This window comes from Yinghuangia soli (assembly GCF_021502675.1).
Taxonomy (GTDB): domain Bacteria; phylum Actinomycetota; class Actinomycetes; order Streptomycetales; family Streptomycetaceae; genus Yinghuangia; species Yinghuangia soli.
Genome location: NZ_JAKFHA010000032.1, coordinates 1 through 15,716 on the forward strand (window position 1 = coordinate 1; position 15,716 = coordinate 15,716).

The 15,716-nt window shown below is 72.3% G+C and carries 11 protein-coding genes, 1 other RNA gene and 1 pseudogene; 10 read left to right on the plus strand and 3 right to left on the minus strand.

Annotated features, from left to right (window positions below; translation table 11 throughout):
• The 4 genes and pseudogenes from LZ495_RS34335 to LZ495_RS34350 all read left to right on the plus strand — a co-directional run.
• Window positions 1-715: pseudogene (locus LZ495_RS34335) on the plus strand (hypothetical protein); the annotation flags it as partial.
• Window positions 716-1,018: 303 nt separating this feature from the next.
• Window positions 1,019-3,091 carry a protein kinase domain-containing protein gene (locus tag LZ495_RS45095; RefSeq protein WP_308268686.1) on the plus strand — a complete coding sequence of 691 codons (2,073 nt, stop codon included), beginning with the start codon at window positions 1,019-1,021 and terminating at the stop codon, window positions 3,089-3,091.
• A 61-nt stretch (window positions 3,092-3,152) separates the two neighbouring features.
• Window positions 3,153-4,262: a peptide chain release factor 2 gene (prfB, locus tag LZ495_RS34345; RefSeq protein WP_235057047.1), complete on the plus strand. Its 1,110-nt coding sequence runs from the start codon at window positions 3,153-3,155 to the stop codon at window positions 4,260-4,262.
• Window positions 4,263-4,598: 336 nt separating this feature from the next.
• A complete protein-coding gene (locus LZ495_RS34350; protein WP_235057048.1) occupies window positions 4,599-5,492 on the plus strand; it encodes an LPXTG cell wall anchor domain-containing protein in 894 nt (297 codons plus the stop codon).
• Between the two features lie 141 nt (window positions 5,493-5,633).
• Here the strand turns inward: LZ495_RS34350 and LZ495_RS34355 are convergent, their stop codons facing one another.
• A complete protein-coding gene (locus tag LZ495_RS34355; protein ID WP_235057049.1) occupies window positions 5,634-5,822 on the minus strand; it encodes a hypothetical protein in 189 nt (62 codons plus the stop codon).
• Between the two features lie 313 nt (window positions 5,823-6,135).
• On the opposite strand from LZ495_RS34355, the gene ftsE reads away from it, so the two are divergent.
• From ftsE to ssrA, 6 genes are all read left to right on the plus strand, one after another.
• The gene (gene ftsE / locus LZ495_RS34360) at window positions 6,136-6,825 is read left to right on the plus strand and encodes a cell division ATP-binding protein FtsE (protein ID WP_235057050.1); all 690 of its coding nucleotides are present in this window, start codon (window positions 6,136-6,138) and stop codon (window positions 6,823-6,825) included.
• A gap of 116 nt (window positions 6,826-6,941) precedes the next feature.
• On the plus strand, window positions 6,942-7,856 hold the full coding sequence (gene ftsX / locus LZ495_RS34365) for a permease-like cell division protein FtsX (protein WP_235057051.1): 915 nt from the start codon (window positions 6,942-6,944) through the stop codon (window positions 7,854-7,856).
• 318 nt (window positions 7,857-8,174) lie between these two features.
• A complete protein-coding gene (locus LZ495_RS34370) occupies window positions 8,175-9,437 on the plus strand; it encodes a M23 family metallopeptidase (protein WP_235057052.1) in 1,263 nt (420 codons plus the stop codon).
• A gap of 46 nt (window positions 9,438-9,483) precedes the next feature.
• Window positions 9,484-10,644, plus strand: coding sequence for a S41 family peptidase (locus LZ495_RS34375; protein ID WP_235057053.1), 1,161 nt, complete (start codon window positions 9,484-9,486; stop codon window positions 10,642-10,644).
• A gap of 77 nt (window positions 10,645-10,721) precedes the next feature.
• Window positions 10,722-11,234, plus strand: coding sequence for an SsrA-binding protein SmpB (smpB, locus tag LZ495_RS34380; protein ID WP_235057113.1), 513 nt, complete (start codon window positions 10,722-10,724; stop codon window positions 11,232-11,234).
• Window positions 11,235-11,379: 145 nt separating this feature from the next.
• Window positions 11,380-11,747, plus strand: a transfer-messenger RNA (tmRNA) gene (ssrA, locus tag LZ495_RS34385).
• 1,651 nt (window positions 11,748-13,398) lie between these two features.
• On the opposite strand, the gene LZ495_RS34390 is transcribed toward ssrA, so the two are convergent.
• Window positions 13,399-14,364, minus strand: coding sequence for a carbohydrate kinase family protein (locus LZ495_RS34390; RefSeq protein ID WP_235057054.1), 966 nt, complete (start codon window positions 14,362-14,364; stop codon window positions 13,399-13,401).
• Window positions 14,361-15,590, minus strand: a complete 1,230-nt coding sequence (locus tag LZ495_RS34395) for an AGE family epimerase/isomerase (protein WP_235057055.1) — start codon at window positions 15,588-15,590, stop codon at window positions 14,361-14,363. The genes LZ495_RS34390 and LZ495_RS34395 overlap by 4 nt, the downstream gene beginning before the upstream one ends.
• Between the last annotated feature and the right edge of the window lie 126 nt (window positions 15,591-15,716).

Below are 15,716 nucleotides of genomic sequence, written 5' to 3' on the forward strand. Positions count from 1 at the left end.
CGACGACCCCACGCGCGTGGTCCCGCGCGGCGGCTCCGGCATGCCGCCGGCCCCCGGCCGGCCTTCCGGACCGCCGGTGCCGGACCCGACCCGGGTGCTCGACGAGGTCGTCCCGCCGCAGCAGTTCCGGCCCCCGGCGCAGCCGCCGGGCTATCCGCCGCCGCCTCCGCTGTACCGCGACGACCCGGCCGCGGGCTACCGCGGCGGCGCCCCGCAGTACGCCGCACCCGGCGCCGCGGGCGGGTCCGGGCCCGGGCAGAACGCGCCGTACCGCAGCCCCGAGCCGCCGCCGCGCAGCGCACCCCCGCAGCACCGGCCGCCCCAGCACCAGCCGCCGCAGCAGCGCGAGGCGACGCGTCCGCCGGATGTCGAACCGCCCCGCCGGGCCCCGCGCGAGCCGCGGGAACCGCGCCCGTCGCGCGGCCGCGGGTTCCGGCCCACGAGCGTCCCGGGCGTCGGCTGCCTGTCCGGCTGCCTGATGCGGATGGTCATGACGCTGGTGATCATGGCCGCGGGGCTCGTCGCCCTCTACTACCTGACCCCGCTGCACACCTGGATCGACAGCGCTTTGGACGTCTTCGACGAGGTCAAGGGCTGGTACGAGAAGGCCAAGGACTTCTTCGACGGCGGCGGCGACAAGGGCACCGGCGAGACCGGCGGCACCAACGGACTGCCCACCGGCCTCCCCAAGGGCATTCCGACCAAGCTCCCGTAAGGCCGGTCCGGGGCCGCCGGGGCGGTGCTTCCGCCCGCCCTGGCGCGCCCGGGTCCCGCTTCGGGTCGACAAATCTCTTGCCCGACGTGCGACACCCCGGTCGGATCTGCCCACACCACACGGCTGCGCGGCCTCCGCCAGGTAGCCTTCGGGCACGGAAAGCGCAGCAGGGACACGGCAGGACACGGGACGAGGCGCGCATCCATCCGCGCGCCGACGCGCGGATCACGGCACGGAATACGGCACGGAATCCCACATTCCGCACGGACCGGCCACGTCGGGTGCCGGGGACACGGAGCAGCAGTGGCACGCAGGATTGGCAGCCGGTACGTCGCCCTGAAGATCCTCGGGCGCGGCGCGAGCGGCACCGTCTGGGCAGGCGAGGGACCCGAGGGGCCCGTCGCCATCAAGCTGCTGCGCGAGGACCTCGCCTCCGACGAGGTCCTGGTGGCCCGCTTCGTGCAGGAGCGCACCGCGCTGGTCAGCCTCGACCACCCCGCCATCGTCGGCATCCACGACCTCGTGGTGGACGGCTCCGACCTGGCCCTGGTCATGGACCTGGTGGACGGCCCGGACCTGCGCACCCGGCTGGAGAAGGAGCGGGTGCTCAGCCCCGCGATGGCCGCGGCGATCTGTGCGGACGTCGCCGAGGGGCTCTCCGCCGCGCACGCCGAGGGCGTCATCCACCGCGACGTGAAGCCCGAGAACGTCCTGCTCGACACCGCGTACGGCCAAGTGCGCGCCAAACTCACCGACTTCGGCATCGCCCGCCTGGTCGACGCACCGCGCCGCACCCGCGCGACCCGCATCATCGGCACCCCCGACTACCTGGCCCCGGAGATCATCGAGGGCCTGCAGCCGACCGCCGCCGTGGACGTGTACGCCCTCGGCACCGTGCTGTACGAACTCCTCACCGGCTGGACCCCGTTCGGCGGCGGCCACCCCGGCGCGGTGCTGCGCCGGCACGTCACCGAGCCGGTCCCCGGCATCCCCGGGCTGCCCGCCCCGGTCGCCGACGTCCTGGCCGCCTGCCTGTCCAAGGCGCCCGCCGCCCGGCTGACCGCCCGCGAGGTCGGCGAGCGCCTGCGCGCCGCGCTGCCCGCGCTGGCCGGCCTGCCGCGCTTCGACGTGCCCGCCCCGGACGGCGGCGGCCACCCGGACCGCGGCGAGACCCCGCCGCCGCTGCCCGCGGGCGTGGTGCCGCTGGTCTCCGGCACCGAGATGGACGCGTCCCGCGACACCCACACCAACCTGGCCCGGCCGACCTTCCCGGCCCCGCCGATCGCCGCTTCGCGCCGCCGCACCACCCACCGCAAGCGGCGCGGCCGCGCCGTCGCGGTGCTGAGCGCCGCCGCCGTGCTGGTGGTCGCCGGAGCCGGCTGGTGGATCGCGGGCCGCGGCGACGACAAGCCCGCCGAGCAGCAGCCGGTCGGCGCGACCCAGTCGCCGCCCGCCTCGGCCCCCGCCCAGGGGGCCGGCACCCCGGCCTCGACGGGCGCCGGGGACCGCGCCGCCCGCATCCCGGTCTGGGACAAGTGGGCCCAACTCCCGGTGGCGCCGGTGCTCCTGGTCGGCGCACCGGCCGCCGCGCAGCCCGCCGGGGCGGCCACCTACGTCGTGCAGCGCGACGGCGCGGGACAGCCCTGGTTCTCCACCGGCGACGGCGTGAAGTTCTCCGACTGGCAGAAGCTGCCGGTCTTCAAGGCCGCCGAGGACCTCGCGGTCACCGCCCCCGCGGCGGGCCGCGTGGACGTGCTCGCGGTCGGCGCCGCGGACCGGTTCCTCTACCGCTGCAGCTTCGCGGACGGCCGCTGGGGCGAGTGGACCCGGGTGGACGCCAAGACCAAGGTCGCCGGAGCACCCGCCGCGTCCGGCACCGGCGACCGCCTCGACGTCCTCGTCCGGTCCGGCGACGACCTCATGCACGGCACCCTCGCGGGGGCGAACTGGTCCGGATTCCGCAAGGTCCACCAGGGCGGCATCGTCGAGCAGGCCCCCGCGCTGACCGCCGGCGCACCGGGTGCGCCGGGCACGCTGGACGCCTTCGTGGTGCGGGCCGGCGACCACGCGCTCCTGCACATGACGCTCGCCGGCGGCGACTGGCGCGAGCCGGAGCGGGTCGGTACCTTCGCGGCCGGCGGCCGCCCGGCCGCGGCCTGGACCCCGGGCGGCGGCCTGGCCGTCGTCGTCCCGGACACTTCGGGCCGCCTGACCGGCGCAGTCGCGATGGCCGGCGCCTGGCAGCCGGCCACGCTGTCGGCCCCCGCCGAACTCCCCGCCCAGGAGGGCGCCGCCGCGGTCGGCTCGGCGCCCGGCCGGGTCGACCTCTATCTGCGCGGCCCCAACGGCCGTGTCCAGGTGGCCCCCTCCGGCTGAGCCCCACCGGTCCACCCCTCCGTCGACAAGCCCCGCACCCCGGGGCCAGTACGATGGGTGCGTGGCTGCCATTGATCCTTCCGAAGAGCTGAAGTCCGTCGAATCCACCATGGAGTCGATCGAGGCGGTCCTCGACCTGGGCAAGATGCGGGCCGACATCGCCGACCTCAACGAGGCGGCGGCGGCGCCCGACCTGTGGGACGACGTCGAGAGCGCGCAGAAGCTGACCAGCCGCCTCTCGTTCCTCCAGGGCGAGCTGCGCAAGGTCGAGGACCTGCGCCGCCGCATCGACGACGTCCAGGTCCTGTTCGAACTGGCCGAGGCCGAGGACGACGCGGACACCCGCACCGAGGCGGAGAACGAGCTCGGCTCGGTCCGCAAGGCGGTCGACGAGCTCGAGGTCCGCACGCTGCTGTCCGGCGAGTACGACGCCCGCGAGGCACTGGTGACCATCCGCGCCGAGGCCGGCGGCGTGGACGCCGCGGACTTCGCCGAGATGCTGCTGCGCATGTACACCCGCTGGGCCGAGCGGCACGGCTACTCCACCGAGGTCTACGACACCTCGTACGCCGAAGAGGCCGGCATCAAGTCCGCCACCTTCGCGGTCAAGGTGCCGTACGCCTACGGCACCCTCTCGGTCGAGCAGGGCACCCACCGCCTCGTCCGCATCTCGCCGTTCGACAACCAGGGCCGCCGCCAGACCTCCTTCGCGGGCGTCGAGGTGCTGCCGGTCGTGGAGACCACCGACCACGTCGACATCGACGAGTCGGACCTGCGCGTGGACGTCTACCGCTCCTCGGGCCCGGGCGGCCAGGGCGTCAACACCACCGACTCGGCGGTGCGCCTCACGCACATCCCGACCGGCATCGTGGTGTCCTGCCAGAACGAGCGCTCGCAGATCCAGAACCGCGCCAGCGCGATGAACGTCCTCCAGGCCAAGCTGCTGGAGCGGCAGCGCCAGGAGGAGCGCGCCAAGATGGACGCGCTCAAGGGCGACGGTTCCTCGTGGGGCAACCAGATGCGGTCGTACGTCCTGCACCCGTACCAGATGGTGAAGGACCTGCGCACCGAATTCGAGGTGGGCAACCCGCAGTCGGTGCTGGACGGCGACATCGACGGCTTCATCGAGGCGGGTATCCGCTGGCGCAAGCAGCAGCAGACCGCGGCCTGAGCCGGATAATCGCGCGGCTGCGCAATAGGCGACATCACACAGCGGCATCACCTTGTCGATAATTCGGCGGTGAATGCCGCTGTGTTTTTCCCTCAATTACACGCCGGAAAAGGGACATCCCCCGCAACCTTCGTGGAACGCCCTTGACTACCCCGCGGGGCCTTCACCAGGCTGGGCGTCGGCATTGCAACGACACGGCAGCACATGGAGGCACGGTCCCCCCACGGCCCGTTCCTGTGGTCTGGTCCCATCGGTCGTGGCGATGCCCATTGACGTTTCGGCCTCCTGTCGCGCCGGTGCGGGGACGGGGAGCACGACCAACTGGGGGTTGCAGTAATGACCAACAAGGTGCGCGCACGCGTTGCGCGCATAGCCGCGGCCGCAGTTTTCGCTGCGGGAGCGTCGCTGGCGGTCGCGGGCATGGCGTCCGCGGAGCCGGGCGAAGAGCCGCCCACCACGGGCGGCACCTCGGCCGGCACGTCGGCGTCGTCGACCACGGGTGAGACCAGCACGGGCGAGACCACCACGGGCGAGCCCGGCACCTCCGGTTCGAGCACCTCGACCACCACGTCGAGCGGTTCGACCGGCGAGACCACCACCTCGACGAGCACGAGCAGCGGTACGACGGGGAGCAGCACCAGCACGACGTCGTCCGGCGCGACCGGCGAGACCACCACGTCCGGCGCGAGCGGCAGCTCGTCGAACGGGTCGTCCAACGGCTCGTCGAACGGCTCGTCCGGCCAGAGCACGGCGTCCGGCACCTCGGCCGGCACTTCCGCGGGCACGTCGGCCGGTACGTCGGCGGGCACCACGTCGAGCGGCTCGACCGGCGACACCTCGTCGGCCGGCACCACCGCGGGCACGACGGGCGCGAGCACGTCCACCGGCGGCGGCACCACCTCGACCGGCGGCTCGACCGGCGGCCAGCCGTGCGATGTGGCCAACGGCGGCGTGAACTGCGGCGGGAACAACAACAACCGCGGTGCGTCCGGCAACAACGCCAGCAGCGGCGGCCCGCAGCGCAACTACGGCGGCGGCACCACCACGACCGGCAGCGCCACCACCGGCGGAGCCGCGGCGACCGGTGAGCAGCAGCTCGCCGCGACCGGCGAGGAGGCCAACGTGGTCTTCCTGGTCATCGGCGGCGCGGCGATGGCCGCGGGCGGCTTCGCGTTCACCGTCCTGCCGCGGCGCATGCGCCGCGACGAGGACGCCACCGCGGCGGCCTGACGCCCTGCGGGACGCGACCATGCGCAAACGGAAAGGCCCCGGGATCTCCCGGGGCCTTTCCCGTTGCCGTGTCTGCGGTGTCTTTCGCGTCTGCCGTGTCGTCCGGGTCCGCGGTGGCGTGCGTGCCTGCGGAGGTGCCGGTCAGCCCGTCAGGTGCTGCAGCAGCAGTGCCGCCACGACCACCAGGCCGGCCAGCAGGGCGAGCAGCGCGGGCGAGAACTGCGGTCCGCGTTCGCGGGCGAGGCGGTCGCGCGACGCACGGCACACCGAACACCGGCCCTCGCTCACGGGGCCGGCGCAGTTGGCGCACACCAAGTGCTCCCACGTCATGACGTCCTCCTCGGCCCCTGCGGGCCCGACCTGCCTGGTCGTCTTCTATAACGCGTCCGGGGCACCAAGAAGTTCCCATCGCCTTCCACTGTGCCGCTTACACTCCTGGGATGGCCATGCCCTGCGACGTACCGCCCCTGGCCTTCGCGCCCGGCCGCGGTGGCGGTACCGTCCCTGGGACGCACGTACCACGACCTCGGACGCGGACACGACCTGCGCACGGGGACGTACCCGGTCGCGGCGGAGCATTCACCAACGGCTCTGCCCCCGTACGACACCCTTGCCCCCTAGGATGGCGCGCTGTGATGCAACCGTGATCCGATTCGACAACGTCACCAAGACCTACGCCAAGCAGCCCCGGCCCGCGTTGCAGGACGTGTCGCTGGAGGTCGAGAAGGGCGAGTTCGTCTTCCTGGTCGGTTCCTCCGGCTCCGGCAAGTCGACTTTCCTGCGGCTGGTCCTCAAGGAAGAGCGGCCCTCCACGGGCAACATCTTCGTGGCCGGCAAGGACCTCGGCCGGCTGTCCAACTGGAAGGTGCCCGCGCTGCGCCGCCAGATGGGGACGGTGTTCCAGGACTTCCGCCTGCTGCCCAACAAGACCGTGCGGGAGAACGTCGCGTTCGCCCTCGAGGTCATCGGCAAGCCCACCTCCACCATCCGCAAGGTGGTGCCCGAGGTGCTGGACCTGGTCGGCCTGGCCGGCAAGGAAGACCGTATGCCCGGCGAGCTGTCCGGCGGCGAGCAGCAGCGCGTGGCGATCGCGCGCGCGTTCGTGAACCGGCCGATGATCCTCATCGCGGACGAGCCGACCGGCAACCTGGACCCGCAGAACAGCGTCGGCATCATGAAGCTGCTGGACCGCATCAACCGGACCGGCACCACGATCATCATGGCCACGCACGACCAGGCGATCGTCGACCAGATGCGCAAGCGCGTCATCGAGCTGGAGCAGGGCCACCTCGTCCGCGACCAGTCGCGCGGCGTCTACGGCTACCAGCACTGACGCGGGCCGGCCCGCCCGGCTGCGGGCCTGGCGACCGGCCTGCCCGCCGGTCCGACGGCCGGCCCGACCACCGAAGAACGGCGTCCAGGCGAGGCGCCCCGAAGATTTAGGACATCATGCGCGCCCAGTTCGTGCTGAAAGAGATCGGGATCGGTCTCCGCCGAAACCTGACCATGACGATTGCGGTCGTCGTCAGTGTCGCGCTGTCCCTGACGTTGTTCGGGGCTGCCTTGCTGGTGAGCAAGCAGGCCGACTCGATGAAGGACTACTGGTACGACCGCGTCGAGGTCTCGATCTTCCTGTGCAACAAGACGGACCCCAAGAAGGACGGGTGCGTCAACGGCGAGGTCTCCAACGCGGACCGCGAGGCGATCAGCGCGGACCTGAAGAAGATGCCCGAAGTGGACCAGGTCTTCTTCGAGAACAAGCAGGACGCGTTCGCGCACTTCAAGGAGCAGAACAAGGACTCGCCACTGGGCGACAGCCTGACGCCGGACCAGCTGCCCGAGTCCTTCCGCGTGAAGCTCAAGGACCCGACCAAGTTCGACGTCATCTCCAGCGCGTTTGCCGGTCGGGCCGGCGTGCAGTCCGTGCAGGACCAGAAGAAGCTGCTCAAGCCCTTCTTCGACCTGCTCACCAGTGCGCGCATGGCGGCCTACGGGATCATGTTCTTCATGCTGCTGGTGGCGATCTTGCTGATCATCAACACCGCGCGCGTCTCGGCGTTCAGCCGCCGCCGCGAGACCGGCATCATGCGGCTGGTCGGCGCCTCGAACTTCTATATCCAAGGGCCCTTCATCCTGGAATCGGCGGTGGCCGGTCTCGTGGGTGCCCTGGTGGCGACCGGCCTGTTGAGCGCGGGCTATTACTTCGGCATCAAGCGCGGTCTCGCCGACTCGATCCAACTGCTCAAGTCGCAGCTGATCGGCTTCGACGCGGTGATCTCGGTGCTGCCCTGGCTGTTCCTGCTGGGCATCGGCATGTCGGCGATCGCGTCGTTCTTCACGCTGCGCAAATACCTCAAGGTCTGACGAGGTCTGGTCCGGCGCGCAGCGCATTCCGCTGCCGCGGGGACGGTCCGAGCGCAGGGGCAGGTCGGGAAACCGGTCTGCCCCTGCGGCATTTCCGGCCTGCCGCGCGCACTCTTCCGGCACTCTTGCGGCGGCCCTGGGGTGCTGTTGCGGCGCTCTTTCGGGGCCGGGCCGACAGCCTTCCCGTGCTTCTCCTACGCCATCCGAGTGCCATATCAAGTGAAAAGTGGGTTATATGGCGTAAATGGGATGGGACTCCTGGTACTTGTGGGACTGACGTATTGCTCGGAACCAGTCCCCAGGCAGGAGGCCGCGCCCATGCGCCCCACGTACCGCCGGCGTCTCGGCCTGTTCGCCCTCATCGCCGCCACCGGCGCGGCCATCGGCTGGGGCACCGCGCACGCCGACGACGATCCGCGTACCGCCAAGACCCGCGTGGACGGCCAGGTCCAGGACGTCCGGGCGCACCTGGAGGGGTCCGCGCAGCGCCTCGCCGCTGCGGAGACCGCGTACGCCGAGGCCAACGCCCGCATGCCGGCCGCGCAGGCCGCGCTGGCGCAGGCCCGCGGCAAGCTCGACGCGGCCCGGGTCAAGGAGTCCGACCTGCGCCGCCGCCTCGAGATCGCGGTCGAGGACGAGGCCGCCGCGCAGCGCCAACTCCTCGACGTCGAGGCCTCCATGGCGGAGATGCGCGACGCCCTCGGCCAGGTCGCGCGCCGCGCATACCAGCAGGGCGCCCTCGCCCAGCTCTCGGTGATCATGGAGGCGGAGACCCCGGCCCAGCTGATGAGCCGGCTCGAAGGCTTCCGCTCGGTGCTGCGCGCCGACGAGGCGACCCTGCAGCGCCTCCGCGAAGTGCACGCCGCGACCGACGGGCGACAGAAGGAACTCGGCCGCGCCCGCGAGCAGGTGCGCATCGAGCGCGAGGCCGCGGCCGCGCAGCTCACCGTGCTCACCGCCGTCGAGGCCGAGGCGGGCGCCGCCAATGCCGCGGTCGAGAAGCTCGTCGAGGCGCGGCGCAGCGCGATGGCCACCGCGCAGGAGGAGAAGGCCGCCGACCAGCAGCGCTACGAGGCCCTCGTGGTCGAGCAGCGCCGGCTCGCCGAACTCGTCAACCGGCTGAACGCCCCGGTGGCGAAGGGCAGCGGGGGCACCGCCAAGGGCGGCGGGAGTTCCGGGCAGCGCGGCGGTGCGCTGTCGTACCCGGTCGACGGCGCGGTCACCTCGAACTTCGGGATGCGGTTCCACCCGATCCTCGAGTACGTGAAGCTGCACAGCGGAACGGACTTCGGCGCCGCCGAGGGCACCCCGGTGCGCGCCGCCCGCGAGGGCACGGTCATCGCCGCGGGCTACAACAGCGCGTACGGCTACCGCGTGGTGGTCTCGCACGGCCAGGTCGGCGGCGTCGCGCTCACCACGACCTACAACCACCTCTCGCGCATCGACGTCGGCGAGGGGAAGCGCATCCGGCGCGGGGCCACCGTCGGACTCGTCGGCAACACCGGCTATTCCACGGGCGCGCACCTGCACTTCGAGGTCCTTGTCGACGGGGCGTTCGCGGACCCGCTGACCTGGCTTTAGTCCGGGCTCCGCAGGGCGGCCTGCCGCGCTGCCTTATGCTCCCGCCATGACGTCCGGTCGGGTGCGCCGAAGGGCCGCAGTGGCCCTGGTGTTCGGCGCGGTCCTGACCACGGGGGCGGCCACCGGAGCATGGGACGCCGTGTCGGTGCCCGGCCTGAACACCCAGTCCGCGCACCGCGTCCCGCCGCCCCGGACGGCGCCCACGCTGCCGCCCGAGGCGGCCGCCGCACTCGAAGGCCTCCAACTGGACCCGGACGCGGCCCGCGACCTGCTGGCCGTCCTGGAGGACCGGTGGGCCGCGTACTACCCGCCGGGCACTGCCGCGGAGCACCTCGAACAGGTCGACGGGACGTACCCGGGCGTGGGCCTGACCGTGCGTCAGACCGACGGGCGGGTACGCGTCTCGTATGTGCATCCCGGTGGGCCCGCCGCCCGGGCCGGCATCAAGGCCGGCGACGTGCTCGCCGCCGTGGACGGCGCACCCGCCGCGGAGCTCGGGCTCGCCGGAGTCGTCGCGCGGCTCCGCGGCCCGGCCGGCACCGCACTCGTGCTCACCGTCGTGCGCGGCGACGCCCCGCGGGACGTCCCGCTGGTCCGCGAGCTCCTCACCGGCGCGGGCGTCACCGTCGAGCCGGTCGGCACCGCGGGCCTGGTCCGGGTCCGCATCACCGGCTTCGGCCGCGGCACCGCCGACCAGGTACGCGCCGCACTCGCGGACCGCCCCGCGGGCCTCCTCCTCGACCTGCGCGGCAACCCCGGCGGCCTGATCGAGGAGGCCGCCGCGGTCGCCTCCGCGTTCCTGCTGCCCGGGCCCGTGGTCACGTACGACGACGGCACCGGCACCCGCCGCGAACTCGGCGCGGCGGCCGCCCCCGGCGACACCGCGACACCCGTCGTGGTCCTGGTCGACGGGGCGAGTGCCAGCGCCGCCGAGGTCGTCGCCGCGGCCTTACGGGACCGCGGCCGCGCGGTGGTCGTCGGCAGCACCACGTACGGCAAAGGCTCGGTCCAGGCCCCTGCGCTGCTCGCCGGGGGCGCGGTCCTGGAGCTGACCGTGGGCCGCTGGTACCCGCCCGACGGGCGCAACGTGGAAGGCCGCGGCATCGACCCCGACATCGCCGTCCCCGCGTCCGCCCCCGCGGAGGAGGCCGAGGCCCGGGCGCTGGAGGTCCTGGCCGGCCTGGCGGCCGCCGACACGACCGTCTGAGCGGAACCCCGTGGCCCGGACCCCCGCCGATGGGCGAGAATGCGGAGATCATGGCGAAGAGACCAACCATCGTGCAGATGCCGGGGAAGCCGACCAAGTCCAAGAAGGCGTCGGCGGCTCCCAAACGCAAGATGATCGCGCAGAACAAGAAGGCGCGGCACGACTACCACATCGACGACACGTTCGAGTGCGGTGTCGTGCTGACCGGCCCCGAGGTGAAGTCGCTGCGGCAAGGCCGCGCGTCCCTCGTCGACGGATTCGCGACCGTCGACAACCACGAGGTCTGGATGCGCAATGCGCACATCCCGGAGTACCTGGAGGCGACCTGGAACAATTCCGCCCCCCGGCGCCCCCGCAAGCTGCTGCTGCACCGTGACGAGATCGCCAAGCTGGAGAACAAGCTCAACGACTCGGGCACCACGCTCGTCCCGTTGAGCATCTACTTCAACGAGGACGGCCGGGTGAAGGTCGAACTCGCCCTCGCACGCGGCAAGAAGCTGTACGACAAGCGCCAGACCCTCATCGAGAAGCAGGGCCAGCGCGAGGCCCAGCGCGCGATGAGCGCGGCCATCCGCCGGCAGAGCAGCTGAGCCGCGCCGTACGGAATGAAGTGGACCCCCGGCGGGGTTGTTCCGTACGATGACACCGGCTGCACCGGGCTCAGGCAACACGCCGGGTGCGACCGTCAAGCGAGCCGGCTCCGGCCGGCAGAGCACGACGCTTGAAAACTCAATAGGGGGTGATCGGTTTCGACTGGAGATGTCGGAGCAGAGGAAGCGAGCCGAGGAAGCGGCAATGATCTCGTTAACCATATGCCGAAACCTATAATCGCCGATAACAAGCGCGATTCCTTCGCCCTCGCCGCCTGAGCGAGCTTCGAAGGTGTCAGACCGGGTGCGTCCCCGCCCCGGATCCTGGCATAATCAAGGGGACTCCACCGCACTGCCCGGTTACGGGGCCGTTCGGAACATTTAACAGTAACTGAGCCCGTCGGCAACTTGTCCGCGTGATTGCCGGGGCTGAGAAAATCGAAGCGGACTGCGCTCGGAGAAGCTCTGGTCTCGCACTTCAGGACGCGGGTTCAATTCCCGCCACCTCCACCCCTTTTTCGGAAGAGCCCTGCTCGCAAAAAGCGCGAGCAGGGCTCTTCCTTTTGCGCGGCTCCGCCGCGGGTGGGGGCTTCGCCACCCACACCCCCTCCACTATGGGTGGCCCCCAACCGCAGGACACTCCCCGACCGTCGCTCCGACGGCCCCTCCCTGGCGCTCCGCCTACCGCCCCGCCTCCACCGGCATCTACCCCTCACCCCGGACTGCGATTGGGGGAGAGCATCGGCCTTCCCGCGATTCGCAGATTCCGGCGGCATACCGAAGCCCCGCAGCCGCCGCGAGACAGACCGGAGCGAGGCCGCGCAAGGACAAGCGGTACGACATCCGCACCGCGTACGCGAGACCGCTGACCAGTGCGCTCACGGTTACGGGGCAGCCCTTTGCGCGGTGCCGCCCGGTGCGGCGCCGCGCCAACCGGCATCGGCATTCCTGAACGCAGACGGAACTACCTGGGAGTGCTGCGTGGCGCCGCCCTGCGCGGCGCCACGCGATCAAGGCTTGTGCGTCCGACTGCGCTTGGTGCGCACGTATGTCGTGTGTGCCCCGTAGCGAGTGTTCGTCGAGGTGGCGCGGCCGCCCATCCGGGCGGCCGCGCAGAGGGAAGCGACATGACGCCCCATCGCATACACGACAGCCTCACCAGCGCGGACCTGGTCGCCACGGGCACCCGCGTGGCTCCGCCCTGCGCGACGCCACGCAACCAGGGCTGGCATGTCGCCCTCGACTGGTGCGCACACATGTCGTGCGCGCCCATAGCGAGAAGGAGTGGGCGTTGCGTGGCCGCCCAAACGGACGGCTGCGCAAGGAAGAACGCGTAGCGAGCGTGGGGTCGATGAGGTCGGCGCCTGGCCGCACTGACGGCAACGTCCAGGAGGAGACGGGGTTGCGCGGCCGCCTGGTCGGGCGGCCGCGCAGGGACAAGCGGTACGGCGTCCGCCGCGTACGCGACATCTCTGACCAGTGCGGACCGGTTACTGGGCGGCCCTTTGCGCGGCGCCAACCCCGGGCGGCGCCGCGCAACCAGGGTCGGCAATTCCGGGACGGAGTTGGCGGCTGGTATCGCTTGGCGCGCAGGATGGTTGGAGGGGCGCCGCTGCCTGTGGGCAGCGGCGCCTGAACCCCGCATCCCTGACCCCGCATGCCCGACCCTGCTTCCGTCCACCCCTCCACGGATTGGGCGTTGGATCTGTAAGTCGGTCGCCCTTGCACTCATCTCGCGATTCGCTGGGGCTGCATCGGGACGGGGACCACTGGCCGCCAGTAGTTGCCTGCGTGCCTTCGGTGGGTGGGCTGGGAGGGGGCATACGAGCGCAAGTTGCTTGGCAATGGACGGTTCCCCGGCCCTCCCGCGGTTGTGACTCAGCGCGGGCGGGTGGCTTGTCAAGCGGCCTCCTGCCGACGGGTATTCGTGGGCCGTTGATGACGCTTGGCAAGGCAGTCGGCCGCGCGACAATCGGCGTTCGGGAGGGCCGGGGCAACGGCCCACCTTCATTGCGACGGAACCGTCCGTGTTCCCAGTCGGAAGCGTTCGTGGACTCGTCCGCGGTCCTGTGCGGTGGCAGCCGTGGACTTGTTCGTCAGCTTGTCCTGTGGAGCCTCGGACTCGTGAACCTTTGGCCGCGTCGACCGCCAACCCCTCGAGCCCTCAAGCCTCCGAGCGCTCGGCCAGCCACCCTGCCAGCGCCTTCGACGTCGGGGGATCAGCCCCCGGCCGCGTGCACGTGTACGCCGCCGCGGCTGCCGCGTACTCCAGGACCCTCCGCAGTTCCTCCGGCGCGATGGTGCGCAGTGCGCCCACCTGGTCGCCGCCCAGGAGGTCGCGGGTCGCCAGGCCGTGGAGGAGGGCGCCCATGAAGGCGTCGCCCGCGCCTACGGTGTCGGCTACGTCGACCTCGGGGGAGGCGACCGCGATTGCTTCGTGTTCGAGGATCGCGGTGGCGCCGTCCGGGCCCTGGGTGACGACGACGAGGGACGGGCCCGAGTCGCGCCACAGGCGGCCGGCCTCGACGGGGTCCAGGTCCGGGTACAGGTGGCGCAGGTCCTCGTCGCTCGCCTTGACGACGTCGCACAGCGGCATGACGGCCTCAAGGCGGCGGCGTACCGGGCCCAGGTCCCCGGAGATGTCCGGGCGTACGTTGGGATCCAGCGTCAACGTGACAGCGCCGCGGGCGTGTTCGCGCAGGATCATGCGCAGCAGGGCCGCGCCGCCCGGCTCCAGGTGCAGGGCGGCGGAGCCGACGTGCAGGGCGCGGATGTCGGGGTCGAGCGGGTCCGGGAGTTCGTGGCCGGCCCATTGCCCGTCGGCGGTGCCGGTGAACCAGAAGTCGTAGGAGGCGCGCCGCTGTTCGTCGAAGGAGACGACGGCGAGGCTGGACGGTTCCGGCGCGTCCACGAGGTAGCGCGGCGAGATGCCGTCGGCCGCCAGGCGTTCGCGTACGCGGTGGCCGAAGGCGTCCGAGCCGATCCGGGCGATGAGCGCCGCCGGGGTGCCCAGCCGGGTCGCGGCGATGGCGATGTTGGCCGGGCTGCCGCCGGCAAGTGCCCGGTACGTGTCGGGAGTTCCGCCGGCCGGGACGAGGTCGACGACGTTCTCCCCGGCGACCGCGATCACCGTGCACCCCGCAACTGTGCGGCTGCCGTGGGGGCCAGCGCGAGTTGGGGCAGCAGCGTCGCCTGGTACGCGTGGTAGATGTCCGGCTTGCCCGACCACACCGTGGCCGCGGGCGTATTGTCCGGGGCCAGTTCGTGGTGCCAGCTGCCGCGCGGGTCGATGACGTACTGCGCGGCGTAGTCCCACCAGACGCGGTACCAGTGCTCGTAGACCAGGTCCCCGGTACGCCGGTGCAGCGCCGCCGCGGCCGCGATGGCCTCCGCGGTCACCCAGTGCATGCGGGCCCGCACGACGGGCCGGTTGTCGGCGTCGATCGTGTACACGAAGCCCTGGTGCCCGTCGTGGTCCCACGAGCCGACGGCGACCACGAAGAGCCAGCGGGCGGCTTCCACCAGCCAGTCGGGCGGGTCGGGCAGCGCGGCTTCGAGGTTGAGCAGGAGGCGCGACCACTCCAGTGCGTGTCCGGGCGTGGTGCCGTACGGCCGGAAGGGGTCGTCCTTGGCGTCCGCGTTGTACTCCGGCAGCACGTGGCCGTCGGCCGTGAAGTGCTCCGGTACGCGCCACCACCCCGAGCGCGCGATGTGGTTCACGAAGAAGTCGGCGATGCGCAGCGCGCGCCTGAGCCACGAGGGGTCGCCGGTGGCGTCCGCGGCGGCGAGGAACGCCTCGACGGTGTGCATGTTGGCGTTGGCGCCGAGGTAGTCCTCGGGGTCCGACCAGTCCCGGGCGAAGGACTCGCGGGCGCGGCCGTGCGCGTCGTCCCAGAAGTGCGCCTCGAAGACCCCGGTGGCGTCCGCGAGGAGCGCGCGGGAGCCGGGACGCTGCGCGAGCGCGAGGGTCGAGGCGGCCAGCAGCACGAAAGCGTGCCCGTAGGCCGTCTTGCGGCCCTCTGGCGGCTCGGACGGGCCGGGGATGGCCGGATACCACCCTCCGTGCTGAGCGTCCCGCAGCGGGCCGCTCAGCGCCGCCAGGCCGTGGTCGGCGAGCGGGCCGGCGCCCGGTACGCCGCGCAGATGCGCGAGGGCGAACACGTGTGCCATCCGGGTGGTGATCCACAGCTGTACGCCGCGGTCCCGGTCCGGGGTGCCGTCCGCGCCGAGCCACGCGAAGCCGCCGCGGGGGTCGCGGGCCGCCGCGCCGAAGCGCAGCAGGCGGTCCGCTTCGGCGTCCAGCCAGGCGCGGTGCGCCGCCAGCGCGGTCCAGGAGCCGTCGTGTGAGGCGTTCATCGGGGCCATCGTCCCACCGCGGGCGGGCCCGGCGCCGGAAACGCGCGGGCCGGAGGCGGCCCGGAAAAGAAGCCGCGAAGCAGGCGCCGCGAACGGCCGCGCAGGGGGTCGGGAAGCGGGCCGGCA